Below are 24732 nucleotides of genomic sequence, written 5' to 3'. Positions count from 1 at the left end.
GGCCGCAAGCGCCGCCAAAACTTGTGTCGGATTCTTGGCTTTTTGGGGCATGGCGTTTATTGTTGTTGGAAATTCAAGGTCCCCGAAAAAGGAAATAACATGCAAGGCGACAAGAAGGTCATCGAATATCTGAACGCGCAGCTGAAGAACGAGCTGACCGCGATCAACCAGTACTTCCTGCATGCGCGGATGTACGGTCATTGGGGCCTCGATAAGCTCGGCAAGCACGAGTACGACGAGTCGATCGGCGAAATGAAGCATGCCGACATGCTGATCGAACGGATCTTCATGCTCGACGGTCTGCCGAATCTGCAGGACCTGCACAAGCTGCTGATCGGTGAGGAAACCAAAGAGATCCTCGAATGCGATCTGAAGCTCGAACAGATTTCGCAAAGCACCTGCAAGGAGGCGATTGCCTACTGCGAATCGGTGCGCGATTTCATCTCGCGCGAAATCTTCACGAAGATTCTCGACGACACCGAAGAGCACATCGACTGGCTCGAAACCCAGCTCGATCTGATCGACAAGGTCGGTATCCAGAACTACCAGCAAAGCGCGATGGGCTCGGTCGAGTCCTGAGCGAGGCACCTTGAAGCATCCCGCGAGGTAGCGGCGCGAATGCCTGCCGGGCACGCATTCGCGCCCGGACCGTACCGCGTGGGCGATATACTTGCGCGCTTGCTCGCGCTTTGCCCTGGCTCCGCCTGTTTCTTCGACCACCACGTCACGCTCGTTTTCTTCACTATGCCCGTCCCCGCGCCGTCCCCGACTGTCCGCAGTGTTGCCTCTGGCGCCGCGTCGCAGGCGCCGATCGGTATTTTCGATTCGGGGCTCGGCGGACTGTCGGTGCTGCGCGCGGTGCGCGCGCAACTGCCTGACGAGGCGCTGCTGTATGTCGCCGATTCGCTGTACGCGCCCTATGGCGAGCGCGACGACGACTTCATCACCGACCGCACGCTAGCGATCGGCGAATGGCTCGCCGCACGAGGCGCGAAGGCGCTCGTGGTCGCGTGCAATACGGCGACCGCGCAGTCGATCGCGCTGGTGCGCGAAAAGCTGCCGATTCCGCTAGTCGGCGTCGAACCGGGCGTCAAGCCCGCCGCACTGCAATCCAGGAGCCGCGTCGCCGGCGTGCTGGCAACCCAGGCGACGCTGCGCAGTGCCCGCTTCCAGGGACTGCTCGAACGCTACGCCGCCGATTGCCGCTTTCTCTGCCAGCCCGGGCACGGGCTCGTGCAGGCGGTCGAGCGCTGCGACGTCGGCTCGGCCGAGCTGCGCGCACTGCTGCGCAGCTACCTGCAACCGATGCTCGACGCCGGCGCCGACACGCTGGTGCTCGGTTGCACCCATTACCCGTTTCTCGACGCTGCGATCCGCGACATCGTCGGCGAGCGGCTCGCGCTGATCGACACGAGCGTGGCGATCGCTCGCCAACTCGAACGCGTGCTTGAGCAGCACGGCCTGCGCGCCGCCACGCCGGCTGCAAGCACGCCGCTACCACGCTTCTACTCCACCGACGACGGCATCCATCAGCAGCAACTGGCCGCCACACTGCTGCGGATCGAGGCTGCGGTCGAGCACGTCTTGATACCCTCCCGCCGCACAGCCGCATCGGATTCCCGCGCCGCCTAGAGCCGGGTCTCGCTCACCGCTGCCCGTTCTTCGGACGAAATCCATTCTAAGAGGCTGGTTTTGTTACAAAAAATCGCAGACGATGCTTGTCAAACGAACCAAACAAAATGATAATAATTCGCATTAACGTTAGCTATGACGCCGCCATGATCGTCTGTGTTTGCAAATCCGTTTCCGACCGCACCATCCGCTCCTCGATCGCGGACGGCATCGACTCGTTCGACGAGTTGCAGTTTGAACTTGGCGTCGCCTCGTGCTGCGGCAAATGCGAGGAATCCGTGCGCGATGTGATGCTGCAAAGCGGCGTGTGCGCGAGTCGTTGCGGTGTGGTCGAGCCTCATCAGCAAGTGCAGAGCATCGCCGAGGTCGTGCAGGTCACGTTCTACGAGCGCAAGGCAGCCTGAATTAGCTAGCGGGGCGCGGTGCAAGCCGTGTCAGTGTCCCAAAGCCCCTATATTTCATGCGCATTTAACGCTTAATGCGACATTGACAGTGCCGCATGTCTGCAACAAAACCGCAGTACAGTCCGCCGTACCGCGTTATCCCACTGCCGTCAGCAAGCCAGTATTCGTACCAGCCAGCTACCCCGCTCTCCCCTTCGAAAGGAGTTCGAGATGGAATTGCTGATTGGTTTCGTGACTACTTTGTTCATTTCGCTGCTGATTTTCCGAACATGACGATGTCCTGTCTGCCGCGCCGCCCGAACGGTGCGCTGCCACACTGACCATGCAGGCTCCGCACCCCGTTACCGCAGGCGCCCCGCTGGCGTCGTCCACCCGCCCGAATTCCCGCGTGCTGACGACCACCGCCGTGGTCGCCGCGGTACACGTCGCGCTGCTCGCCGTGATCATGACGCTGCGTCACGAGCCCGTGCAGGTCGCGCTCGAATCGCACGTGATGACCGCCGAGCTGCTGCCGCCCGCACCGGTCGCCGCGCCGGCCGCGCTGCAATCGATCGCACCGCCGCCGCCTCAGCCGACGCCGCCCGTCCATACGAAGCCGAAAGTCCAGCCGAAGCCGGCCCCGACGCCAAAGCCGACTCCCACTCCGACTCCGTTGCCCGAGGCCGCTGCTCCGTCGCCGACGCCCGTCGCGGCGCCCGATCCGACACCACCCGCGCCTGCCACACCGGCGACGCCGCCCGCCGCGGCAGCGCCCGCGATCGGCAAACAGACGATGGACATCAGTGCGCCAAAGAACGTGTCGCATCTCGATTGCAACATCGCACATCCGGACTACCCTGCGCTGTCGCGGCGCCGCGGCGAGGCCGGCACGGCGTACGTCCATTTCGTGGTCGGCCTGACCGGCAAGCTCGAAAGCATCGAGTTGAAGAAGAGCAGCGGCTTTAGCCGTCTCGACGACGAGGCCGTCGCCGCCGTGCGCGCGAGCGCCTGCAAACCGTATCTCGAGAACGGCGAGCCCGTCAGAGCCGCGTACACCCAGCCTTTCAACTTCAATCTGACCGACTGAAGCAAGCTTTCAAAAACAAGGAATTGCGATGCAAAACTACGGATTGGCGCACGTGTGGGCGCAAGGGGATTTCGTGACGCGCGGTATCGCGCTCGCACTGTTGATCATGTCGGTGATGTCGTGGAGCGTGATCATCGTCAAGGGCTGGAATGTGGTGCGCCTGAAGCGCCTGACGAAGAACGCCGAGCAGGCGTTCTGGCATTCGGACGACCTCGCCGACGGCGTGAAGAAGCTCGGCGGCGGCGCCTCGACGCCGTATGACAATCCGTTCCTCGCGCTCGCGCTGTCGGGCCAGGAAGCGGCCGACCATCATCACCAGACGCAGCCGCATCTGCATGACCGCATGGACGTGTCGGACTGGATCACGCGCTGCCTGAAAGACACGATGGACGAAAGCGTCGCGCGCATGCAGAGCGGTCTCGCGATTCTCGCGTCGATCGGCAGCACCGCGCCGTTCGTCGGCCTGTTCGGAACCGTGTGGGGCATCTATCACGCGCTGCTCGCGATCGGCGCGAGCGGCCAGTCGTCGATCGACCAGGTGGCCGGCCCGGTCGGCGAAGCGCTGATCATGACCGCGTTCGGTCTGTTCGTCGCGATTCCGGCGGTGCTCGGCTACAACGCGCTGACGCGCGCCAACAAGGCGATCGTCGCGAAGCTGAGCCGCTTCGCGCACGGCCTGCATGCGTTCTTCGTAACGGGTGCCCGTCTGTCGTCGACCAAGCGCGGCGACGGCCTGCGTCTCGCGACCCGCGCCAACTGATCGACGAGGCACTCCAATGGCAATGAGCCCTTTCGCCGGAGACGATGACGACGGCCTGATGAACGAGATCAACATGACGCCGCTCGTCGACGTGATGCTGGTTCTGCTGATCGTCTTCATGGTGACGATTCCGGTGATCCGCCACGCGGCCAAGATCGATCTGCCGCATGCGAGCAGTCAGAAGGAAGACACGAAGCCCCCGCAGGTGACGGTGACAATCGACGCGGACGGCAACGTGCTGTGGGACAGCACCAAGGTCGACGACGCGGCGCTCGCCGCGAAGATCGCCGCGGCCGCGCAGGCGAGCCCGCAGCCGGAACTGCATCTCGATGCGGACCGCAAGGTGCCGTACGAGAAGGTCGCTCAGTTGATGTCCGCCGCGCAGGCTGGCGGACTGACGAAGATCGGCTTCGTCACGCAGCCCAAAGCGAAGTAACGGGTCGCTGGCACGCGAAGCAGAACGCTCGTCCACGCGCAAAAACCCGTTGAAACACGGCCAGAAAGTAAAAGGCCTTCATCGTCGGATGAAGGCCTTTTTTGTGCGCGCTCGGCGCCTTCGGGCGGCGGGATCATTTGCCATCGGCCGAAGACTGATAGCTTTTATCACCGCATGCGAGGGCCGTGGTCGACACGGACAACGCGGTCAGCCCTATCAGGCCCGCTATGATAGCGGCCATGAGTTTTCGCATAGGAGACTCCTTAGCGAAAGGGATTTCACTATATTCCTGTGCGCGCGCGCATTCAAGCAAACGGCCATTGAAAGTAACCATAACAGGCCACGCTTAAATGCTAAAAGCGATTTGCGAAGCGCGATAGCGGCCGCAGCGCACCGTGCGACTCTTGAGTTTCCTCAAGCGCCTGATTAAGCCACCGTCGACGCAACCGGAGCCGCCGCCGCAACCGATGCCTGCGCCACCGTTTTGTTGCCGTGCGCAGGACACTCGCCCATGATGTGCTTACCTTCATCGGGATCGAGCATCTCGACCAGATAATCGACGAACGCGCGCACGGCCGGCACCATGCCCTGACGCGATACGAACACCGCGTACAACTGCGGCGTCGGAAAACTCCAGCCCGGCATCACGGGTGACAACAGTCCCGCCCTCAACGCGGCGCCATACATCATCTCGGGCAATGCGGCGATGCCGACACCGGCTAGCACCGCCTCGCGAATCGTCATCAGATCAGCGGTCACGAGACGCGGCTCGTGCTCGTGAGCATGGCGCGTACCGTCGGGCGAGATCAGGTTGTACACGTGGCGGCCGTCGCTCGTCGGCACGTCGAGTGTTTCGAAGCGGTTCAGGTCGGACGGCGTCAACGGCGGCGCATTCTGCTGCAGCAGGCTCGGCGCGCCGACCAGCATCTGCTCGGTGCGCCACAGCGGCCGCACGACGATGTTCGCGTTTTCCGGCGGATCGGAACGCACGCGCAGCGCGACGTCGATCGAATCCTCGAACAGATCGACCACGCGATTGGTCACGCGCATCACGACGCGCACTTCCGGATAGCGGTGCATGAATTCCGGTAGGATCGTCGACAGAATCGTCTGCGAGATCGTGACCGGCACGCTGACGCGCACCGTGCCACGCGGCGACGAGCGCAGCTGCTGCACGACATTGACCGCCGCCTGCGCTTCGCTGAGCATCGCCTGACAGTGCTGGTAGAACAGCTGCCCCGCTTCCGTCAGCGCGAGCTTGCGAGTGGAACGCTGCAACAGCCGCACGCCGAGCGACGCCTCCAGCTCCGTGAGCCGGCGCGACAGGCGCGACTTCGAGATGCCCAACACCCGCTCGGCGGCCGAAAATCCGCCATGTTCGACGACCTGCGAAAAGTACATCAGGTCGTTCAGGTTGTGTGAATCGATCTTCATCTCATCGTTCCATAAACAGAACAATCCATTGCCGAGGGGCGGCTGGCACCGCGAAAAACGGTCCCTATAATAGCTCCATGTTTCAGAAATAACGCTATTCCCCATTTTTCGAGGTGATATTGATGACTACGTCACGTACGATCGAACGCACGTTTCCGTCGGTTCGCACGGTGGAAGGCGGCGGATTCGTCGTTCATCGACCGTTTCCGACGCGTCTCCTGATGGACTTCGATCCGTTCCTGCTGCTCGACGAAATGGGGCCGGTCGACTATGCGCCGGGCGAGGCCATCGGCGCGCCCGATCATCCGCATCGCGGCTTCGAGACGGTCACCTACGTGCTCGAGGGCCAGTTCGGCCACAAGGACTCGGCGGGTCATTCGGGCACGCTGCACGCCGGCGACGTCCAGTGGATGACCGCGGGCGCGGGCGTCGTGCATAGCGAAATGCCCGACCCAGAATTCACGCGCACCGGCGGGCGCGTGCACGGCCTGCAGTTATGGGTGAACCTGCCGCGTCGCGACAAGATGATCGCGCCGCGCTACCAGGAAATCCCGTCGGCACGCATCCCAGTCGCGACGTCCGAGGACGGCCGGGTGCGCGTCAAGGTCATCGCGGGCGAGGCGCTCGGCATCAAGGCCGCTATCGAAACGCGTACGCCGATCCTGTATCAGCATTTCTCTCTGCAGCCGGGCGCGACGATCCGCCAGCCGGTGCCGGCCGACTATCGCGTGTTCGCGTATGGGCTGTCCGGCAAGGGCGTGTATGGCGAAGGCGACGCGCGCGCCGACCTCGACGCGCGCACGATGGTCGTGTTCGCCAACGACGGCGACACGGTGACCATCACGGCCGGCGACGAACCGCTCGAAGTGCTGCTGCTCGGCGGCGTGCCGCTGAAGGAGCCGGTGGTGCGCTATGGCCCGTTTGTGATGAATACCGAGGACGAGATCCGTCAGGCGGTGGTCGACTATCAGGCCGGGCGGATGGGCGCGATCACGCATTGACCGGCTAACGCGCGCCGCCAGATTGCCCCTCTCGGGGCGCGAACACCGGTAAATTCGGTCACAATATCGGCTCATGTCGCGCGAGCCGCGTTGCTTGCAACAGTGCGAGGCGCGCGACCCAATATGATCGCTATCACAGGAGCGCGCATGGCAGAGCCCACCGTCACCGCCCACATCGGTTCGACGAATTTCCAGGTCGTGTTCGACGACGGCAAGCACACATGGATTGCCGACGAACCCGAATCGCTAGGCGGCGGCGACCGCGGCCCGACACCGGTCTCGCTGCTGCTGTCGAGCCTCGGCGCGTGCACGTCGATCACGCTAAAGATGTACGCGCAGCGCAAAGGCTGGCCGCTCGCGAGCGTACGGGTCAAACTGTCGATGGAAACCGGCGACGCGGGCTCGACGATCGACCGTCAGATCATGCTCGATGGCGAATTGTCCGACGAGCAGCGGGAACGGCTTTTGCAAATTGCCAATGCATGCCCGGTGCACAAGATCCTCACGCACACGATCTCGATCCGCTCCGCGCTCGCCGTCGCTTAACAGGCGCACCAGACGATGCATAGGACGGTCGGACGTCGCCCGTTCGGGCCACGGGCATTGCAATATTTTCATAGGACGCAGTCGACTTGAATTTCGAACACCTCATTCAGATCAACGATCCGTTGAATCCCCTCGTCGAATCGATGACCCGCGAGCAGCTGTGGGAAGGTCTCGTGTTGCGCGCCGAGCAGCCGCAACTGTTCGTGATGGGTCTCGACAGCTGCACGATCCTGTCGCGCGACGGCAATGTGCTCGAGCGTGAGTTGCACTACGGCCAGGCCACCGTGCGCGATCGCGTCACGCTGCAGGAAAGCGACAGCGTGCGCTACGACATCCTGCCGACCGCCGAACACGTTGGCGGCTCACTGACGATGACGATCGAGCAACCCGACGAACTGCAGTTGTTCCTGCGCTTCGAGTACGCGACCACGCTGCCCGTCTCGACGACCGATCAGGACGCCGTGCGGACGCAGGAGATCGTCAAGTCCGCGTATCGCGAGAACGATATCGACACGGTGAGGCTGATCCGCCAGTACGTCGCGACCAAACAGGAACCGGGACCGTTGCACTGAGAAACCGCGCGGGCGTCTTGCCCGCGCCGCTGCGGAGCCATGTCCAGGATGGCCCCAAGGTCGTCGTCTAGCCGCACATTTCATTCAGCTATCAGAAGTCGAATCCGATGAATTTCTCGCCCTTGTAAATAGGAATAGTTATCATTTAGAATCATCCCATCGAATCGACGAACAAGCTAGAACGAATGACCGATATGACTCGCTCCACCACGCTCAGCCTGCGCCGCTCGGCGTCCGCGCTAACCAGCCGCACGAAGCCGTCGACGACGACCGCGCAAGCGGCGAAGCCCACCGCGGAACGCACCGCCGGCCAAGGCGAGACGGCGGAACGGGTCGTGCGCAGCGACGCGCTGCTGCAAGGCCATAGTCACATCAGCATCGTGCACAACGGCGAGACGTACCAGTTACGTGCGACGCGCCTCGGCAAGCTGATCCTGACGAAGTAGCAACGCAACACGAAGTAAGTACCGGGTATTGTGGGGACCACCTCCCCGAGAGGTGTTAGGCATTAGCCAGCCACGACGGCTTGCACGCGAGAACTAGACCCCTTCGTGTAGACACCAAGCCAGCCGTCGCAGCAAGCCAGGCCGTTTTTTTCGGTTCTCATTCGAAAGCGGAAGCGCGCAACGGCGCACATCGCTGAAGTTGAAAATGAAAAAGCCGTGGGATGTTGCCATTCCACGGCTTTTTCTTTGCGCTTGCTTTCTTTGCGCTTGCGCCTGCGTTCGCACCGAACACAGGCCAAACACTTACTTCGACGCCCAGCCCCAGAACATCAGCCACCACGCGCTGTTGACGACCGCCAGCGCCGCGACGAACCACAGCATCGCCAGTGCGCGCTGCACGAAGCGCTCGCTATAGCGACGCGTGACGAGCCACGCGAGCCATGCGCTCCACGCGCTGGCAATCACGAGAATCGCGATGCGCAGATCCGACGCCCACCACAGTGACACGTGCTCGGCGCGCAGCAGCGACAGCGTCGTCGCCGACAAACCGAGGAACACACCCGCGCCCGCAATCGGAATCAGCCCCTGCGTCAAGTGATGCAGCCGCGTTGCGTTGAAGCGCCCGAGCATGCGCGTGGCGCCCGTCAGCAACAGCAGCAGCGCGGTGCCGTAGACGAGCGCCGTCGCGACGATGTAGCCGATCAGCAGCGAGCCGTCGAGCCACGAGAACACGTCGTTCTGGTCGGGGTAATGCGTGAACAGGAACCACGGGGCATTGGTGTCGAGCGGCCACGTGATGTCGTGATCGACGAGCCAGGTCGCCGCGAACATCTTCAGGTCGATGAACCAGCGCGACGCGGTCCAGTGGAACGCACCGATCGCGATGCCGAGCAGGCCATACAGGATCAGCGCGGTGTCCCACGGATTCGCCTTTTTGTCGCCCAACTGCACGACTTCCGTCGACGGCTTGCGCCACGTCAGCTCGATCGCATCACGGTGTCCGCTGCAGCGGCCGCACATATGGCAGTCGGCCGCGCCCTTCATGTTGCGCAACGGCACGAGCGGCGCGCAGTTGATCGGAATCACCCGGTGCCCATGCTCGCCGTTGGTGTAGGAACGGCGCCACGCGTCTTCGTCGACCTTGTAGTGAAACGGCGCGAGGCGCGCCAGAAGCGAAAAAACCCCGTTGACGGGGCACAGGTATTTGCACCAGACGCGCTTCTCGCGTCCATACAGCAGACCGATCACGATGGCCGCGAAAGTCGAGCCGCCGAGCACCAGCAGCACCGCCTTCGGATACTGGTAGACGCTCACCATCTGGCCGTAGATCGTCGTGATTCCGAACGCAACGAAGGGCCAGCCGCCCCAGCGCATCCAGTGCGGAATCGCGCGGCCGCGGCCGTACTTGCTCGCGAACTCGGCGAGCGCGCCCTCCGGGCACAGCACGCCGCACCAGACGCGGCCGAGCATCACCATCGACAGCAACACGAACGGCCACCAGATGCCCCAGAACACGAACTGCGCGGCGAGCGTCAGGTTGCTCCACAGATGCGCGGTATCGTCCGGCAGCGGCATCAGCGCGGGCGCGATGATCAGGAACGCGTACACCGCGACCACGACCCATTGGATGCCACGAATCACCGCGCCATGGCGCTGCATCCACTGGCCGACCGCCGCGAGGCGGCCCGGCCGCGAAGCCATCACGGCGCTCATGCCGCGCGCCCTGCTGTTTGCTGCGCGGGCTTGCGAGTGGCGCGGCGCACCAGCAGATAAACGACCGCCCAGTAGACGGCATAGGCAAGCAGATTCATCAGTGCCGGATGCGCACGGTAGCCGGTCAGCGTCGCGACGAGCGAACCGAAGGTGCTCGAATCATCGAGGATCGCCGACGAATTCCACAGCTGGTCGACGAGCGTCGGCAGGATTTCCTTGTCGATCAGCTTGTCGATGCCGGTCTGGAACAGCCCCGCGCCGAGGAACAGCAGCATGATTTCGGTGACGCGGAAAAAGACCCGCCACGAGATGATCTTGCCGCCGAGCTGCAACACGTAGAAGGTCAGGAATGCGAGCGCGAGACCGATCGCGACAGCGAGCATCTGGCTGCCGTCGACATGACCCGACTGGCCGAAGCCGAGGCCGTACAGGAAGATGACCGTTTCGCTGCCTTCGCGCGCGATCGCCAGCGCGACCAGCAGCGCGACACCCCACCAGTTCGAATCGCGCTTGCTCTTTTGCAGCGACTGTTCCATGTCGCGCTTCAGCGTGCGGCCGTGCTGCTTCATCCACAGCACCATCTGCACGATCAGCACGCAGGCGATGAGCACCATCGCGGTCTGGAAGTAATCCTGCGCGTCACCGGAGAGCACCTCGGTGAAGCCGACCAGCGCCGCGCCGAGCGCGACCGCCGCGATCACGCCGGCCGCCAGGCCGCCCCACAGGTACGGCAGGCCGCGGCGCGCGTCGTCGTCGCCATTTTTCAACCACGCGTACAGGATGCCAACGACCAGCAGCGCTTCGACACTTTCCCGCCACACAATGAACAGAATCTGACCCATTCAAGCTCTCCCTTCGATCCTTCTACTGCCCGCTTCCGTTGTCTCGCTCGAACGACAGCGCCCGCTTCCTGCGGCGCTCGCCGCCGATCGAGACCACTGCTTACTTCGCGACGATCACGCCCTGCGCCTGCTGATGAAAGTCGTCGAAAAACTTGTATTCGCCCGGCTCGAGCGGGGCGATCACGACGAACGAATCGGCTCCCGGCGCCAGCACCTTCTCTTTACGCAATTGCACGCTTTCGAATTCCGCCGCGCCCTTGCCTGTGTTACGCACTTCGATCTTGATACGCTGCCCCGCGGGCACTTCGATGCGGGCCGGGTTCAGCTTGCCGTCGTTCATTTCGAGCTTGAAGGTCGGCAGGTCGGCTGCGTGAGCCGTGGCCGCCAGGCAAAACGTGGCGGCGAGCATCGTGATCTTTCGGTTGATTCCCATTGCCCTTTCCGGAAAACGCGACACGCCGACGCCGGGTATCACACCGACCGTCCGCGCGCCGTCTGCTGCATTCACTGATACGTCGAGCGACCGCGTTTGCATCGCGCGCCGATCAGTAACCGCCCTTCTTGCCGATGCCAGCGAAGGTGAAGTCATATTCGAGCGTGATGGGCTTGAACCACGGACCCACGCCGGTTTCCTTGTCGACGTGGCGGCCGAACGCCATGTGGCCCGTCTGCATCGGCGGTTCGACGATCAGCTTCAGGTGATACTTGCCGGGGCCTTGCAGTTTGACGTTGTCGCCGTAGTGCGGACCGTCGTTCGCGACCATCGCCATCAGGTCGCCCTTCAACGGCTGGTTCGAGCCGGCCTTCGTCAGTTCGTAGCGCACCTGCAGATAAGGCATCCAGTCGCCTTCGGCGAAACCGGTCGGATTGTTCTTGACCGCGTGAATGTCGGACTCGAGATGGATGTCCGAATCCGACGCCTTGCGCATCATGCCTTCGGGCTCCATCGTGATCGGCTGCAGGTAGACCACGCCGATTTCCATGCCACCCTGGATCTGCTGCTTGCCGATCGGATATTCGGCGGCCGAGGCCGACAGCGCCGCGACTGCGGCTACCGTTGCCGCGCCACCCCGCACAAAGGAAGAAATCCGCATTGATGCTCCTTGTTTTTATCAGACTGGAATCGATTTCATTGAAACATGGGGCCGCAAGACAGATGTAAATTTAAATGCGAACCATTCTCAATATTGGTTGAGTTTATCATCGATCGCTGATGAGAACAAACCTGTTAGTGCGCTCGGCCTCATGCCAGCATGGTTTTAAGGTTCGCTTAAGAAAATCTTTGTGTGTCGAGGAAGGTGGGACGGAATTCGTCACGACCAAAGTGCCCGCTCCGGACGGCTCCCGCGGGAGCTCAGGTACTGGCCAATGAGAAAGGGCGTGGCGAGCGGCCGCGCCCTTTCATGGTGAACAAAAGCGGTGGTGGGAAACGTCAATTAGTCGACGCCCGACACGTGATCGCCGACATTCGCGCCGAACACGCGCTGACGCAGCAGCGCCAGCTGGTCGCGGGTCTGCGCGGCTTTCTCGAATTCGAGATTCTTCGCGTACTCCATCATCTGCTTTTCGAGGCGCTTGATTTCCTTGGCGAGTTGCTTCTCGGACATGTCCTCGAACTTCGCGCGGGTCTGCTGCTCCTTCAACTCGGCGCGCGCTTCGTCGACGTTGTACACGCCGTCGATGATGTCGCGAATCCGTTTCACGACCCCACGCGGCGTAATGCCGTGCGCGGCGTTGAACGCGATCTGCTTGGCCCGGCGCCGCTCGGTTTCGTCGATCGCGCGACGCATCGAGTCGGTGATGTTGTCCGCGTAGAGGATCGCCTTGCCGTTCACGTTACGCGCCGCCCGACCGATGGTCTGGATCAGCGAACGCTCCGCGCGCAGGAAGCCTTCCTTGTCCGCGTCCAGAATCGCGACCAGCGACACCTCGGGAATATCGAGCCCCTCGCGCAGCAGGTTGATGCCGACCAGCACGTCGAACGCGCCGAGACGCAGATCGCGAATGATTTCGACGCGCTCGACCGTGTCGATGTCGCTGTGCAGATAGCGCACCTTGATGCCGTGGTCGGCCAGAAACTCGGTGAGCTGCTCGGCCATCCGCTTGGTCAGTGTCGTGACCAGCACCCGATCGCCGGCCTTGATGCGCTCGTTGATCTCGCCGAGCACGTCGTCGACCTGGCTGCGCGCCGGCCGCACCTCGATTTCGGGATCGACGAGGCCGGTCGGGCGCACCAGCTGTTCGGCGACCTGCCCCGACGTCTTCTTCTCGTAATCGGCGGGCGTCGCCGACACGAACACGACCTGGCGCATCTTGCGCTCGAACTCGTTGAACTTGAGCGGCCGGTTGTCGAGCGCCGACGGTAGCCGGAAACCGTAGTCGACGAGGTTTTCCTTGCGCGCGCGGTCGCCGTTGTACATGCCGTTCAGCTGGCCGATCAGCACGTGCGATTCGTCGAGCATCATGATCGCGTCGGGCGGCAGATAATCGACGAGCGTCGGCGGCGGCTCGCCCGGCGCCGCGCCCGAGAAATGCCGCGAATAGTTCTCGATGCCCTTGCAGAATCCGAGCTCCTGCAGCATTTCAAGGTCGAAGCGGGTGCGCTGCTCGAGCCGCTGCGCCTCGACGAGCTTGCCTTCGCTATAGAAGAACTCGAGCCGCTCGCGCAGTTCGGCCTTGATCGTTTCGACCGCGCGCAGCACGGTGTCGCGCGGCGTCACGTAGTGCGACGACGGATACACGGTAAAGCGCGGAATCTTCTGCCGCACGCGACCGGTGAGCGGATCGAACAGCTGCAGCGTTTCGACTTCGTCGTCGAACAGTTCGACGCGCACCGCCATCTCGGCGTGCTCGGCCGGGAAGATATCGATCGTATCGCCGCGCACGCGGAACGAGCCGCGCTGGAAGTCGGCTTCGTTGCGGCTGTACTGCATCGCGATCAGCCGCGCGATGACATCGCGCTGGCCGAGCCGGTCGCCGGTGCGCAGCGTCAGGATCATCTGGTGGTATTCGGACGGATTGCCGATACCGTAAATCGCCGACACCGTCGCGACGATCACCACGTCGCGCCGCTCCATCAGGCTCTTGGTCGCCGACAGCCGCATCTGCTCGATATGCTCGTTGATCGACGAGTCTTTCTCGATGAACAGATCGCGCTGCGGCACGTACGCTTCCGGCTGGTAGTAGTCGTAGTACGAGACGAAGTATTCGACCGCGTTGCGCGGAAAGAACTCGCGGAACTCCGAGTAGAGCTGCGCGGCGAGCGTCTTGTTCGGCGCGAACACGATCGCCGGGCGGCCGAGCCGCGCGATCGTGTTGGCCATTGTGAAGGTCTTGCCGGAGCCGGTCACGCCGAGCAGCGTCTGGAACGCGAGACCATCGCCGACGCCTTCGACGAGCGTCTCGATGGCCGTGGGCTGGTCGCCGGCGGGCGGATACGGCTGGTAGAGCTTGAACGGCGAACCGTCGAACGTGATGAATTTGGATTCGTCGAGCGTATCGTCGGCTTCAGTCAGATGGTGTTCGGACATGAGGGGCGGCACCGGCCTTGGGCAAAGAATCATTCTAACGGGTTGCGGAAAGCGAAGATCGAGCGGGGTTACGTAGGGGGCGCTGGCCGTGCGGGCGGCGGCGTGTCATGGCCCTTTGCGGACTTGTGCGCGAGGCGAAGGACAGCGCACCTTGGCCGGGTCGCGCGGTCGAAACCGCCCCGTCCGCTCGAATTCCTTTCTGCCACATGGCTCCCAGTGCCTGTTTTTCAAGCAAATAATTGCCCTTGGGCCATCTGGTCGTCCGAAAAAAGCGCCCGGATTCGTTACAATGCGAAGTTGCGCTCGCTCGCCGCTGTCCATAGGCCGTCCCCGATTTTCGCGTTTCGTCGAACTCACGCCGCACACGCGAAACGCCGCCGACGCTCCACATGAGGCCGCCCGCGCGCGAAGCCGCCCTCTTTTCACTACTGCTGCCCACCCATCATGTCTCTGTTCTCCGCCGTCGAACTAGCTCCCCGCGACCCGATTCTGGGCCTGAACGAAGCTTTCAACGCCGATACGCGCGCCACCAAGGTCAACCTCGGCGTTGGTGTCTACTTCAATGAAGAAGGCAAGATTCCGCTGCTGCGCGCCGTGCGCGAGGCGGAAAAGGCCCGCGTCGATGCCGCGCTGCCGCGTGGCTATCTGCCGATCGAAGGTATCGCCGCTTACGATGCCGCCGTGCAAAAGCTGCTGCTCGGCAACGACTCACCGCTGATCGCGGCCGGCCGCGTCGTCACGGCGCAGGCGCTGGGCGGCACGGGGGCGCTGAAGATCGGCGCGGACTTCCTGAAGCGCGTGAATCCGAACAGCAAGGTCGCGATCAGCGACCCGAGCTGGGAAAACCATCGCGCGCTGTTCGAAGGCGCGGGCTTCGTCGTCGAATCGTATCCGTACTATGACGCGCAGACGCACGGCGTGAACTTCGACGGCATGCTGAGTGCGCTGAGCAGCTATGCGGCGGGCACGATCGTCGTGTTGCACGCGTGCTGCCACAACCCGACCGGCGTCGACCTGAGCGTCGAACAGTGGAAGCAGGTCGTCGAGGTCGTCAAGGCGCGCAATCTCGTGCCGTTCCTCGATATCGCCTACCAGGGCTTCGGCGACAACATCGAAGCGGATGCGGCAGCCGTGCGTCTGTTCGCGGCGCAGGAACTGAACGTGTTCGTGTCGTCGTCGTTCTCGAAGTCGTTCTCGCTCTACGGCGAGCGTGTCGGCGCACTGTCGATCATCACCTCGAGCAAGGAAGAAGCGGCGCGCGTGCTGTCGCAACTGAAGCGCGTGATCCGCACCAACTACTCGAACCCGCCGACGCACGGCGGCTCGGTGGTCGCGGCCGTGCTCGCGTCGCCGGAACTGCGCGCGACGTGGGAAAGCGAACTGGGCGAAATGCGCGACCGTATCCGCGCAATGCGCAATGGTCTCGTCGAGCGCCTGAAGGCAAGCGGCGTCGATCGTGACTTCAGCTTCGTGAACGCACAGCGCGGCATGTTCTCGTACTCGGGTCTGACGGCTGCGCAAGTGGATCGTCTGCGCGAAGAGTTCGGCATCTATGCGGTCAGCACCGGCCGTATCTGCGTGGCTGCGCTCAATACGCGCAACCTCGACGTCGTCGCCAACGCGATCGCTCACGTGCTGAAGTAAGGCAATTCACGGCGCGGAGGTTTGCCGCGCCAATGCAGCAGGTTTGCCGCTGCAACTGTCTGTAGAAACGGTGCCCTTTTGAGAAAAGGGCGCCGTTTTTTATGCCTGGCGGACTGTTCGTTCGGCCTTGCCGGCGCGGCGTCGGATTTCTCCGCGAAGAATCAGCGCGAGTCCCGATGAATATCGTGCGTGACGAACCCGGCATCGTTCTGCGGCATATCGAGCCAGTCGGGCTGTTCGAGCGAACGGACAATGTCTTCGAGACCGCTTCGCCAATGCTCGCGCATCGTCGACAGACCGAATTGAAAGTCCTTGTAGTGACCTTCGTATTCCTTGTGCCGGTAGATCAGGTGAATCACGTTGTAGCGCTTCGAGCACGACAGATCTTCGGCCAGCTTGCACCACGGATCGTCGCGTTGCTCTTCGGGCACACGGTCCAGCACCTCGCGCAGTACGTGACGAAAACGCTGCGAACGCTGCAGCATGTCGGTCACGAGACGCGTACGGCTCGAATACTGGATGTCTTTCATGCGCCCCTGCACGTCGGTGATGTTGTCCGGCACCGGCCCGATCGCGCTCCATAAATCGACCTGAAACGCGAGCGTATCGCGACGCGGTGTGGTCTGGAGCACCTCGTAGAGCGGCGTATTCGACATCAGGCCGCCGTCCCAGTAGAACTGACCGTCTATCTCGACGGCCGCGAAGCCCGGCGGCAACGCGCCCGACGCTATGAAATGCTCGGGCCTGAGCGTGGTGCGCGTATTGTCGAAGTACGCGAAGTTGCCGGTGCCGCAATTCACCGCGCCCACCGACACGCGTATTTCCCCGGAATTGATCCGATCGAAATCGCACAGCGACTCGAGCGTGGCCTTCAGCGGCGTGGTGTCGTAGTAGCTCGCCAATTGCGGCGAGCCGGACACTGTCGGCAACGGCGGCGGGAAACGCGGCACGAAAAAGCCCTTTTGCCCTTCGACGATCGCGCTCATTGCCTGCGCTGCCGTAAATGCCTTGCGCACCGCTTCGCTCGAATTGAAGAGCACGTGTTCGACCGGAGCCGGCAACGGCGGTCCGAACGCCGGCTGGCAGATCGTCTCCCAGAATTGCAGCAGACGCTCGACGCGTCGTTCCGGCGCATTGCCCGCAATGATCGCCGTATTCAGCGCGCCGATCGAAATTCCCGCGATCCAGTTCGGTTCGATGCCGGCTTCGTAAAGCCCCTGAAAGACGCCGGCCTGGTAGGCGCCGAGCGCGCCGCCGCCTTGCAGCATCAGCGCGACGGTTTCGTAGTCGGGCAACCGGAGGTGCCGGCGCGAGCGGGCGGCAATCGCCGGACCCGCACCTTCCCCGTCGCCGGACACGCCCACACGCGCCCGCTTCAGATTGCGTTGCGCCATGGGCCGCCCCTTAGTGCATATACCAGCCGTGGCTCACGACGAACGACTGGCCGGTCAGCGCCGCGCTCGGGAAGGTCGACAGGAACAGCACGGTCTGCGCGACGTCTTCGACCGTCGTGAAGATACCGTCGACGGTACCGCCCAGCATCACGCGCTTGATTACTTCCTCTTCGCTGATGCCGAATTCCTTCGCCTGCTCGGGGATCTGCTTGTCGACGAGCGGCGTGCGCACGAAGCCCGGACACACGACGTGCGAACGCACGTTATGCGCAGCGCCCTCCTTGGCGAGCACGCGCGACAGGCCCAGCAGAGCGTGCTTCGCGGTCACGTACGCCGACTTCAGCGGCGAGGCGAGATGCGAGTGGACCGAGCCCATGTAGATCACGACTCCGCCGCGATTGTCCTTGTACATATGCTTGAGCGCTGCCTTGGTGGTCAGGAACGCGCCGTCCACGTGAATGGCCTGCATCTTTTTCCAGTCCGAGAACGAATAGTTTTCGATCGGATTGACGATCTGGATGCCGGCGTTGGAAACGAGAATGTCGATCGAGCCGAATTCCTCGGCGACCTTGTCGATACCCTGGTTGACGGCGTCTTCGCTCGTCACGTCCATTGCCACGCCGATTGCCTTACCGCCGCCCTTTCTGATTTCTTCAGCAACGGCGTTCGCGCCCTCCTGGTTCAGGTCGGCGATCGCGACCGCCGCACCTGCCGCAGACAGAGTCAACGCGATCTGTTTGCCGATGCCACTCGCGGCGCCAGTGACGACGGCGACCTTGCCGTTCAGATTCGAGTTCAGAGACGACATCCAGAACCTCCATGCAGTTGATGAGCAATGAGACCACGAAGCCGCGCGCTGGGAGAAGTCGGCCAAACGGTATAGACCGTTCGGCGGATGCAGCGCGGCGGCTGACTTTGCTATTGTGCATGAACCCTGTGAACGACATAGGTAAAACGCACGCCGAACCGGATCTATTTAAACTGAACGCTTCCGGACTGAATCCGGGCTCCATTCCCGTGGCATCACCAACCAGGAGACATGCATGAATTATCGACGTCTGGGCCGCTCCGGCCTGCAAGTGAGCGAGTTGTCGATCGGCTCATGGGTCACGTACGGCAACCAGGTGGATCACCGCGCCGCGCGCGAATCGCTTGCCGCGGCGCGCGACGCGGGCGTCAATTTCTTCGACAACGCCGAAGTCTATGCGGGCGGCAAATCCGAGGAAATCATGGGCCATGCGTTGAAGGAACTCGCGTGGCCGCGCGTGAGCTACGTCGTGTCGACGAAATTTTTCTGGGGACTCAACGAAGCGCCGAATCAGTACCACACGCTGAACCGCAAGTATCTGATGAACGCGATCGACGGGTCGTTGAAGCGCCTACAACTCGATTACGTCGATCTCGTGTTCTGTCACCGTCCCGACCCGAACACCCCGGTCGAGGAAACGGTCTGGGCAATGAGCGACATGATCGCGCGCGGCAAGGCGCTGTACTGGGGCACCTCGGAATGGAGCGCCGACGAGATTCGCGCCGCATATGAAATCGCCGAGCGGCATCATCTGCACAAGCCGGTCATGGAGCAGCCGCAATACAACCTGTTTCACCGCAAACGCGTCGAGCAGGAATACAAGCGGCTTTACGAGGACATCGGCCTCGGCCTGACCACGTGGAGTCCGCTGGCATCGGGCCTGCTCACCGGCAAATACCGTGACGGCGTGCCCGCCGACAGTCGCGCGCAGTTGCAGGGCTATGACTGGCTGCGTCAGCAGCTCACCGACCCGACGCGCAACAACGTGGTCGGCCAGCTCGGCGCGGTCGCCGACGAACTCGACTGCACGGTCGGTCAGCTCGCGATCGCGTGGATTCTGAAGAATCCGAATGTCAGCACGGTGATCACGGGCGCCTCGCGCGTCGAACAGATCGGCGAAAACATGCAGTCCGCCCAGGTGGCGACGCGCATCACGCCGGAGATCAAGCAGCGGATCGAGGAGATCATCGGCGACGCCCACGAGTAATCGCGCGCGCAGCGCCACGCACTGAGTGACTAACCGGGCACGCGCGGTCGCGTACAATACGCGACCGCGCGTCGCCGGCTCCTTCGGGGCCGGCCTGCGCTCTCTCAGCGTCCTCTCATCATGCTCAGCTACCGCCACGCCTTTCATGCCGGCAATCACGCCGACGTTCTGAAACACGCCGTCGTGTTGCAGCTCCTGCGCTACCTTGGCCAGAAGGACAAGGCCTACTGGTATATCGACACGCACGCGGGCGCCGGCGTCTACTCGCTGAAGGAAGGCTACGCGACGAAAACCGGCGAGTTCGAGACGGGTATCGCAAAACTGTGGGGACGCAACGATCTGCCGCCGCTGTTCGCCGACTACGTCGACGAAGTCAGCGCGCTCAATGCGGATGGTCAGCTGCATTTCTATCCGGGCTCGCCGTATCTCGCGTGGCGACAGATGCGCGCGCAGGATCGTATGCGGCTATTCGAATTGCACAGCACCGAAATCGATGTCCTGCGCCACAATTTTCGCGACGCGGGTCGCCGCGCGATGCTGTACGCGGGCGACGGCTTCGACGGCATTCTCGCGCTGTTGCCGCCGGCGCCGCGTCGCGCGCTGATCCTGCTCGACCCGTCGTATGAAGACAAGCGCGACTACGGGCGCACGCTGCGCTGTGTCGAGGAAAGTCTGAAGCGATTTCCGACCGGCACGTATGCGGTCTGGTATCCACAGGTCAAGCGCCCCGAGTCGCAGCGTTTTCCCGATCAGCTGAAACAATTGCAGAAGGACAACTGGCTGCACGTCAGCCTGACCGTCAGCAATCCGCCGGAAGACGGCTATGGGCTGTTCGGTAGCGGCATGTTCATCCTGAACCCGCCGTATACGCTCGCCAAGATGCTGAAGGACCAGATGCCATGGCTCGTCAAGATGCTCGGCGAGGACAAGGCTGCGACGTTCAAGGTCGAATATCGCGGCAATTGAACGCGATGTGCGACGCGTGAGCGGATTGCGCGTGCGGTCTGCAGTTGCCTGCCCGCGCAAGCCGATCTGCGCTCGGGCTCACTTCAACTGCGCGGCCGCCTTGCTCGCGAACTGGTTCGTATAGGTCGCACTCAAATCGATCTTCTTCGGATCGAGACGGCTGTCGAACGACGACAACGCGCGCAGCGCCGTCGCCGGCCCATCTGCGGGCATCAGTCCGTCCGGCGAGTACGCGTCGCGCACATTGTGAAAGGCATCGAGATAAAGCGTCGGGTCGCCCAACAGATAGGCTTGCGGCACCATCTTCAGCAGATCCGCATCGCTCGCGGTCTGCAGCCAATGATTCGCGCGCACGATCGCGTTGGTCAGCGCCTGCGTCGTCTTCGGATTTTTCTGGATGAAGCTTTCGGGCGCATAAAGCGTTGCGGCGGGCATCGTACCGCCGAACACCTCCTGCGTGCCTTTGACCGTGCGCGTATCCACCAGCACCTTGATCGCGCCGCTACGCGTGAGCTTGGTCATCATTGGATCGACATTGGATAGCGCGTCGATCTGCCCACTGCCCACCGCGGCCAGCACTGTGGCGCCGCTTCCGACGCCGATCGCCGAAATGTCGCTGCGCTGCACGCCGGCCTTGCGCAACGCGACGGTAAGCACGAGGTCCGTCGACGAACCCGGCGCGCTCACGCCGACCTTCGCGCCTTTGAAGTCCGCGAGCGACTTGATCTGATCGGCCTTCGACTTCACCACGCCGATCACGATCTGCGGTGCGCGGCCCATCAACACGAACGCGCGATAGTGTTGCCCCTTCGCCTGCATGAACAGCGTGTGCTCGAACGCGCCCGCGCCGACTTCGGCGCTGCCGCCCACCACCGCTTCGAGCGCCTTCGAGCCGCCCGCGAAATCTTCGAGCGTGACGTTCAGGCCTTCGTCCTTGAAGTAGCCGAGCTGCTGTGCGGCGAGGACTGGCAAATAGTAGAGGCCGGGTAAGCCGCCGACGGCCATCGTCAGTGTCGGCATTTCCGGCGCGTCCTTCGCGAACCCGGCGCCGGGCAGCGTAGCCAGTGCGAGGAGGATCAGGCAGGCGCGCGTCGCACGCTGCATCCAGTGATTGGGCATGATGACGTCTCCTTTGTGTTTTCCGTTCGAAGCGGTGACGCAGGCGCGCAGCCGGGATCGAAGCTCACGGCGACGAGGCGCGCAACGATTGTCGTCGGGCGGTTCCACCAACGCCATGCGCCCAAACCCGAATGGGATTGTCGGGGGCGAGCGAGGCTGGCGTATTCGGCGGGAGAAGCGACACGGGTTAGAAGCGTCGCCGACGATCTTTCGCGCCGTCGCTACCTATTGCGGAAACGGCACTGGTCGCGGCATCGGCCGGGGCGGCACGCCACCACCCGCCGGCAACTGCATATAAGGCGCGACCACGAACGGCGGCGGCGATTCTGCAGGCAGCTCGACCGGTGCCGCGATCGGCGGCGCGGCGACGATCGGCTCCGGCGCAGGCCGCGCGCTTAGGAGTACGGTACCGCTCTGGCCATTATTGATGCCGCCAAGCGTATCGAGAACCACAGGAGGACGCTCGTAATCGGACACCGCATATGCGTCCGACGCGGCATAGAGGGTGGCGATGGTTGCCGTGGCGGCCGCGGCCATCATGGATCGGAAAGTTTGCAGCGAACGGACGGAGGACATAGGCAGCCCGATTGGTTATGAATGCCGTCTTGCGCGAATAACGTCCTACATTACCGCGGCCCGCGTTACGAAGCTAGTCGATATTCGCCATGAGCAGCCTTCTTGCGGCGATCACTCGAACAACGCCCGAAGGCGCGCGGTTTTCGATGTGCAGATACGACAAAGCCCCGCTTTGACGGGGCTCGACATTGGTACTGCAATGGCCGCGCAAAAGCAGGCGCCGCCAGGTCAAACTCAAAGCGGAAACTCAGCGCGAATAGCCGTTGGTTTCGAGCGAACGGATGCGCTGTTCGAGCTGGACGATATCCGACGACGATGCGAGGTATGCCTCACGACGGCTACGTTCAGCGGTTTCGAACCAGGTGCTCAGCTTCTCAAGAATGAATGCAAACATGACGTTCTCCAAGGATCAGATCGACTCCCCGGTGATTTGACATCAGGGATTTCCCGTAAAAGGGTTAACCCGCATTATAGCCCTCAGGTGCAACCTGACCAGTGAAATGCCCGCATGATGTGCATTCCAATTTGGAATGATGCACTTCCTTGGTGCACTGGCGGTGCTGATTTTATTTGAGATTTCCCGCACGCTCGGCGCAGACGTCCTTGCCCTGATTTCCACGCACACTTTCGGTGCGCCACTCGGTTTGAGCAAGCGAAGCGGCAGACGAAGTTGCGACTCTCCCCGACCCACCGGCTAAAGCGGATGGCAACCTTGTCCCGAAACGTGGTCTGCATCCGCTAGTCGCTCAATAATCGGACAATCTGGCCGGTCATCGCCGTTGCAATGATCGGCCAGATGCGCGAGGGTGTCGCGCATGTCCGTCAACTCGGCGATGCGGCGATCGAGTTCGGCAACATGCTCGAGCGCGATCCGCTTTACTTCGGCGCTCGCACGTGAGCGGTCGTGCCATAGAGCGAGGAGTCGCCGGATATCCTCGACCAGAAATCCGAGCCGGCGCGCCTGCCGGATAAAGCGAAGAGAGTGCACTTCCTGCGGGCCATACACGCGATAACCAGCGCTCGTGCGCGCCTTCGCGGACAAAAGACCGACGCTTTCGTAGTAGCGGATCATTTTTGCCGTAACGCCCGACGCGCGGGCCGCTTCGCCAATGTTCATGACTGTTTTCCCATGATTGCGGATGAACTCGAAACGATCCTACACCTTCCCATCGTGGGAAGGTCAGCTACCCAAACACGAAACGGCAGGCATAATTCGGCTATCCGCGATCTGATTCCGCTGAGGTCTTTGCAATGACAATCGAACTCCATGTAGAAGGCATGAGCTGCCAGCACTGTGTTGCTGCCGTCACGAACGCGATTCGCGAGCACGACGCCGCCGCGCAGGTTCAGGTAGATCTCACGAGCGGCCGTGTGCTCGTGGAGTCGACACAACCGATCGAGGCGCTGAAGGCCGCGATTGACGAAGCCGGATACACGGCCACGTCTCTGCGCTGAGGGTGCGGGGCATGTTCAAGGTTGCCGTAATCGGTGGTTCCGGGCTGCTCGGGCGCGCGCTCAACGACGAACTCGCGCGCCAGGTCGATTGGCACATCGTCTCCACGGCATTTAGCCGGCCGTCTCCACAGATGGTCGCGTTCGATATTCGCGATAGCCTTGCGGTCGAGCGTTTCATCGACCACGTGGCACCGGATGCCGTCGTGATTGCCGCGGCGGAGCGCCGACCCGATGTATGCGAGCGCGATCCGGCACATGCTCGTGCGTTGAATGTTGATGCCGTGCGAATAATCACCGGGGCGGCGAATCGACGCGGCGCGTGGACGCTGTCGATCTCGACCGACTACGTGTTCGACGGCAAGCACCCGCCCTATCGTCACGACAGCACGCCCGCGCCACTGAACGCGTATGGACAGAGCAAGCTCGAGGGAGAGCGCGCGCTAATCGAAACGGCCGAGCTCGGATGCGTGCTGCGCCTGCCGCTGCTGTATGGGCCGATTGTGAGTTGGTCGGAGTCAGCCGTGACTAGCCTTGTGCCGGCGATCGCGGCGTCGGCAGCGCCCGGCAGCCAGGCGGCCAAGATGGACGCTTGGGCGATCCGCTATCCTACGTTCACGCCCGATGTCGCGGTCGTGATCCGACAGATGCTCGAGCGACACGCGCGCGGCGAAACGATCTCCGGCATCGTGCAATGGTCCGGCGACGAACCGATGAACAAGTACGAGATCGCCGTGCGCCTGGCAGAAGCATTGCAACTCCGCGCGCATTTGACGGCGCAGCACACGCCCACCGACGCGACGCCGCGCCCTCACAACTGCCATTTGGCATCGAGCCGTCTGGAGGCACTTGGAGTCGGCCAACGCACACCGTTCGATACGGCGATCCGGCAGGTGCTAGCCGCGTTTGCATGGCGGGGAACGGCGACTCCCGCTTGATCTTGCGGCTTGCGTGCGGACGCTAATAGCAACGCAGGAGCTTGAGGATGCGCTGCGGATCGGAGAGTAGTGAAGCGCGCGGAATTGACCGCGCAAACGCAAAAACCCCACCGCTGGGCGGTGGGGTTTCTGGCTTTGGGGGAGCCTGACGATTACCTACTTTCACACGGGCAATCCGCACTATCATCGGCGTGGAGTCGTTTCACGGTCCTGTTCGGGATGGGAAGGGGTGGGACCGACTCGCTA

The 24732-nt window shown here is 62.7% G+C and carries 27 protein-coding genes and 1 rRNA gene; 15 read left to right on the top strand and 13 right to left on the bottom strand.

Features of this window, described 5'->3' with window-relative positions:
* Nucleotides 1-99 precede the first annotated feature (99 nt).
* From bfr to AB3X95_RS00115, 6 genes are all read left to right on the top strand, one after another.
* Nucleotides 100-579 (top strand): bacterioferritin, encoded by a 480-nt coding sequence (bfr, locus tag AB3X95_RS00140; protein WP_176109072.1) that lies wholly within the window; start codon nt 100-102, stop codon nt 577-579.
* Nucleotides 580-744: 165 nt separating this feature from the next.
* Nucleotides 745-1632 carry a glutamate racemase gene (gene murI / locus AB3X95_RS00135; RefSeq protein WP_368620754.1) on the top strand — a complete coding sequence of 296 codons (888 nt, stop codon included), beginning with the start codon at nt 745-747 and terminating at the stop codon, nt 1630-1632.
* A 146-nt stretch (nt 1633-1778) separates the two neighbouring features.
* A complete protein-coding gene (locus AB3X95_RS00130; protein WP_176123507.1) occupies nt 1779-2036 on the top strand; it encodes a bacterioferritin-associated ferredoxin in 258 nt (85 codons plus the stop codon).
* Nucleotides 2037-2358: 322 nt separating this feature from the next.
* Nucleotides 2359-3102, top strand: a complete 744-nt coding sequence (locus tag AB3X95_RS00125) for an energy transducer TonB (RefSeq protein ID WP_368620373.1) — start codon at nt 2359-2361, stop codon at nt 3100-3102.
* A gap of 28 nt (nt 3103-3130) precedes the next feature.
* Nucleotides 3131-3862 carry a MotA/TolQ/ExbB proton channel family protein gene (locus tag AB3X95_RS00120; protein WP_176369489.1) on the top strand — a complete coding sequence of 244 codons (732 nt, stop codon included), beginning with the start codon at nt 3131-3133 and terminating at the stop codon, nt 3860-3862.
* Between the two features lie 16 nt (nt 3863-3878).
* A complete protein-coding gene (locus AB3X95_RS00115) occupies nt 3879-4298 on the top strand; it encodes a biopolymer transporter ExbD (RefSeq protein ID WP_176369490.1) in 420 nt (139 codons plus the stop codon).
* Between the two features lie 426 nt (nt 4299-4724).
* Here the strand turns inward: AB3X95_RS00115 and AB3X95_RS00110 are convergent, their stop codons facing one another.
* Nucleotides 4725-5732, bottom strand: a complete 1008-nt coding sequence (locus AB3X95_RS00110; protein WP_368620372.1) for a LysR family transcriptional regulator — start codon at nt 5730-5732, stop codon at nt 4725-4727.
* Between the two features lie 122 nt (nt 5733-5854).
* Here AB3X95_RS00110 and AB3X95_RS00105 point away from each other — a divergent pair, with 122 nt between their 5' ends.
* The 4 genes from AB3X95_RS00105 to hemP all read left to right on the top strand — a co-directional run bounded on the left by AB3X95_RS00105 (nt 5855) and on the right by hemP (nt 8297).
* The gene (locus AB3X95_RS00105) at nt 5855-6733 is read left to right on the top strand and encodes a pirin family protein (RefSeq protein ID WP_176123512.1); all 879 of its coding nucleotides are present in this window, start codon (nt 5855-5857) and stop codon (nt 6731-6733) included.
* Between the two features lie 147 nt (nt 6734-6880).
* The gene (locus AB3X95_RS00100) at nt 6881-7279 is read left to right on the top strand and encodes an OsmC family protein (RefSeq protein ID WP_176109080.1); all 399 of its coding nucleotides are present in this window, start codon (nt 6881-6883) and stop codon (nt 7277-7279) included.
* 86 nt (nt 7280-7365) lie between these two features.
* On the top strand, nt 7366-7851 hold the full coding sequence (locus tag AB3X95_RS00095) for an SRPBCC family protein (RefSeq protein ID WP_176109081.1): 486 nt from the start codon (nt 7366-7368) through the stop codon (nt 7849-7851).
* A 185-nt stretch (nt 7852-8036) separates the two neighbouring features.
* Nucleotides 8037-8297, top strand: a complete 261-nt coding sequence (gene hemP, locus AB3X95_RS00090) for a hemin uptake protein HemP (RefSeq protein WP_368620371.1) — start codon at nt 8037-8039, stop codon at nt 8295-8297.
* Between the two features lie 303 nt (nt 8298-8600).
* On the opposite strand, the gene AB3X95_RS00085 is transcribed toward hemP, so the two are convergent.
* The 5 genes from AB3X95_RS00085 to uvrB all read right to left on the bottom strand — a co-directional run bounded on the left by AB3X95_RS00085 (nt 8601) and on the right by uvrB (nt 14382).
* The gene (locus tag AB3X95_RS00085; RefSeq protein WP_368620370.1) at nt 8601-10010 is read right to left on the bottom strand and encodes a 4Fe-4S binding protein; all 1410 of its coding nucleotides are present in this window, start codon (nt 10008-10010) and stop codon (nt 8601-8603) included.
* The gene (locus tag AB3X95_RS00080; protein ID WP_176109084.1) at nt 10007-10852 is read right to left on the bottom strand and encodes an FTR1 family protein; all 846 of its coding nucleotides are present in this window, start codon (nt 10850-10852) and stop codon (nt 10007-10009) included. The genes AB3X95_RS00085 and AB3X95_RS00080 overlap by 4 nt, the downstream gene beginning before the upstream one ends.
* A 100-nt stretch (nt 10853-10952) precedes the next feature.
* Nucleotides 10953-11285: a cupredoxin domain-containing protein gene (locus tag AB3X95_RS00075; protein WP_013088988.1), complete on the bottom strand. Its 333-nt coding sequence runs from the start codon at nt 11283-11285 to the stop codon at nt 10953-10955.
* Between the two features lie 112 nt (nt 11286-11397).
* The gene (locus AB3X95_RS00070; RefSeq protein ID WP_176123516.1) at nt 11398-11946 is read right to left on the bottom strand and encodes an iron transporter; all 549 of its coding nucleotides are present in this window, start codon (nt 11944-11946) and stop codon (nt 11398-11400) included.
* 342 nt (nt 11947-12288) lie between these two features.
* Nucleotides 12289-14382, bottom strand: a complete 2094-nt coding sequence (gene uvrB, locus AB3X95_RS00065) for an excinuclease ABC subunit UvrB (protein WP_176123517.1) — start codon at nt 14380-14382, stop codon at nt 12289-12291.
* A gap of 444 nt (nt 14383-14826) precedes the next feature.
* Between uvrB and AB3X95_RS00060 the strand changes: the two genes are divergently transcribed.
* Nucleotides 14827-16026, top strand: a complete 1200-nt coding sequence (locus AB3X95_RS00060) for an amino acid aminotransferase (RefSeq protein WP_368620369.1) — start codon at nt 14827-14829, stop codon at nt 16024-16026.
* A gap of 161 nt (nt 16027-16187) precedes the next feature.
* Here the strand turns inward: AB3X95_RS00060 and AB3X95_RS00055 are convergent, their stop codons facing one another.
* Together AB3X95_RS00055 and AB3X95_RS00050 are read right to left on the bottom strand one after the other, a co-directional pair.
* The gene (locus tag AB3X95_RS00055) at nt 16188-17420 is read right to left on the bottom strand and encodes a DUF3734 domain-containing protein (RefSeq protein ID WP_368620368.1); all 1233 of its coding nucleotides are present in this window, start codon (nt 17418-17420) and stop codon (nt 16188-16190) included.
* A gap of 10 nt (nt 17421-17430) precedes the next feature.
* Nucleotides 17431-18228, bottom strand: a complete 798-nt coding sequence (locus AB3X95_RS00050; RefSeq protein WP_176109089.1) for a 3-hydroxybutyrate dehydrogenase — start codon at nt 18226-18228, stop codon at nt 17431-17433.
* 235 nt (nt 18229-18463) lie between these two features.
* Here AB3X95_RS00050 and AB3X95_RS00045 point away from each other — a divergent pair, with 235 nt between their 5' ends.
* Nucleotides 18464-19435 carry an aldo/keto reductase gene (locus AB3X95_RS00045; protein ID WP_176123520.1) on the top strand — a complete coding sequence of 324 codons (972 nt, stop codon included), beginning with the start codon at nt 18464-18466 and terminating at the stop codon, nt 19433-19435.
* Nucleotides 19436-19555: 120 nt separating this feature from the next.
* On the top strand, nt 19556-20401 hold the full coding sequence (locus AB3X95_RS00040; RefSeq protein ID WP_368620367.1) for a 23S rRNA (adenine(2030)-N(6))-methyltransferase RlmJ: 846 nt from the start codon (nt 19556-19558) through the stop codon (nt 20399-20401).
* Between the two features lie 78 nt (nt 20402-20479).
* Here the strand turns inward: AB3X95_RS00040 and AB3X95_RS00035 are convergent, their stop codons facing one another.
* The 4 genes from AB3X95_RS00035 to cueR all read right to left on the bottom strand — a co-directional run bounded on the left by AB3X95_RS00035 (nt 20480) and on the right by cueR (nt 23213).
* Nucleotides 20480-21520 (bottom strand): ABC transporter substrate-binding protein, encoded by a 1041-nt coding sequence (locus AB3X95_RS00035; RefSeq protein WP_368593201.1) that lies wholly within the window; start codon nt 21518-21520, stop codon nt 20480-20482.
* Between the two features lie 225 nt (nt 21521-21745).
* Nucleotides 21746-22096 (bottom strand): hypothetical protein, encoded by a 351-nt coding sequence (locus tag AB3X95_RS00030; protein WP_368620366.1) that lies wholly within the window; start codon nt 22094-22096, stop codon nt 21746-21748.
* 247 nt (nt 22097-22343) lie between these two features.
* Entirely contained in the window at nt 22344-22490 is a 147-nt protein-coding gene (locus AB3X95_RS00025) for a DUF3563 family protein (RefSeq protein ID WP_013088978.1), read from the bottom strand.
* A gap of 300 nt (nt 22491-22790) precedes the next feature.
* Entirely contained in the window at nt 22791-23213 is a 423-nt protein-coding gene (gene cueR, locus AB3X95_RS00020; protein WP_368620365.1) for a Cu(I)-responsive transcriptional regulator, read from the bottom strand.
* Between the two features lie 134 nt (nt 23214-23347).
* Between cueR and AB3X95_RS00015 the strand changes: the two genes are divergently transcribed.
* Both AB3X95_RS00015 and AB3X95_RS00010 read left to right on the top strand, forming a co-directional pair.
* The gene (locus AB3X95_RS00015) at nt 23348-23551 is read left to right on the top strand and encodes a heavy-metal-associated domain-containing protein (protein ID WP_176382369.1); all 204 of its coding nucleotides are present in this window, start codon (nt 23348-23350) and stop codon (nt 23549-23551) included.
* Between the two features lie 11 nt (nt 23552-23562).
* A complete protein-coding gene (locus AB3X95_RS00010) occupies nt 23563-24486 on the top strand; it encodes a dTDP-4-dehydrorhamnose reductase family protein (RefSeq protein WP_368620364.1) in 924 nt (307 codons plus the stop codon).
* Nucleotides 24487-24629: 143 nt separating this feature from the next.
* On the opposite strand, the gene rrf is transcribed toward AB3X95_RS00010, so the two are convergent.
* Nucleotides 24630-24732: ribosomal RNA gene (gene rrf, locus AB3X95_RS00005) — 5S ribosomal RNA — on the bottom strand; the annotation flags it as partial.

This window comes from Paraburkholderia sp. BR13444, from assembly GCF_040948755.1.
GTDB lineage: Bacteria > Pseudomonadota > Gammaproteobacteria > Burkholderiales > Burkholderiaceae > Paraburkholderia > Paraburkholderia youngii.
Note: the sequence above shows the minus strand (reverse complement) of the source record. Positions and strands in the feature narration are given on the sequence as shown.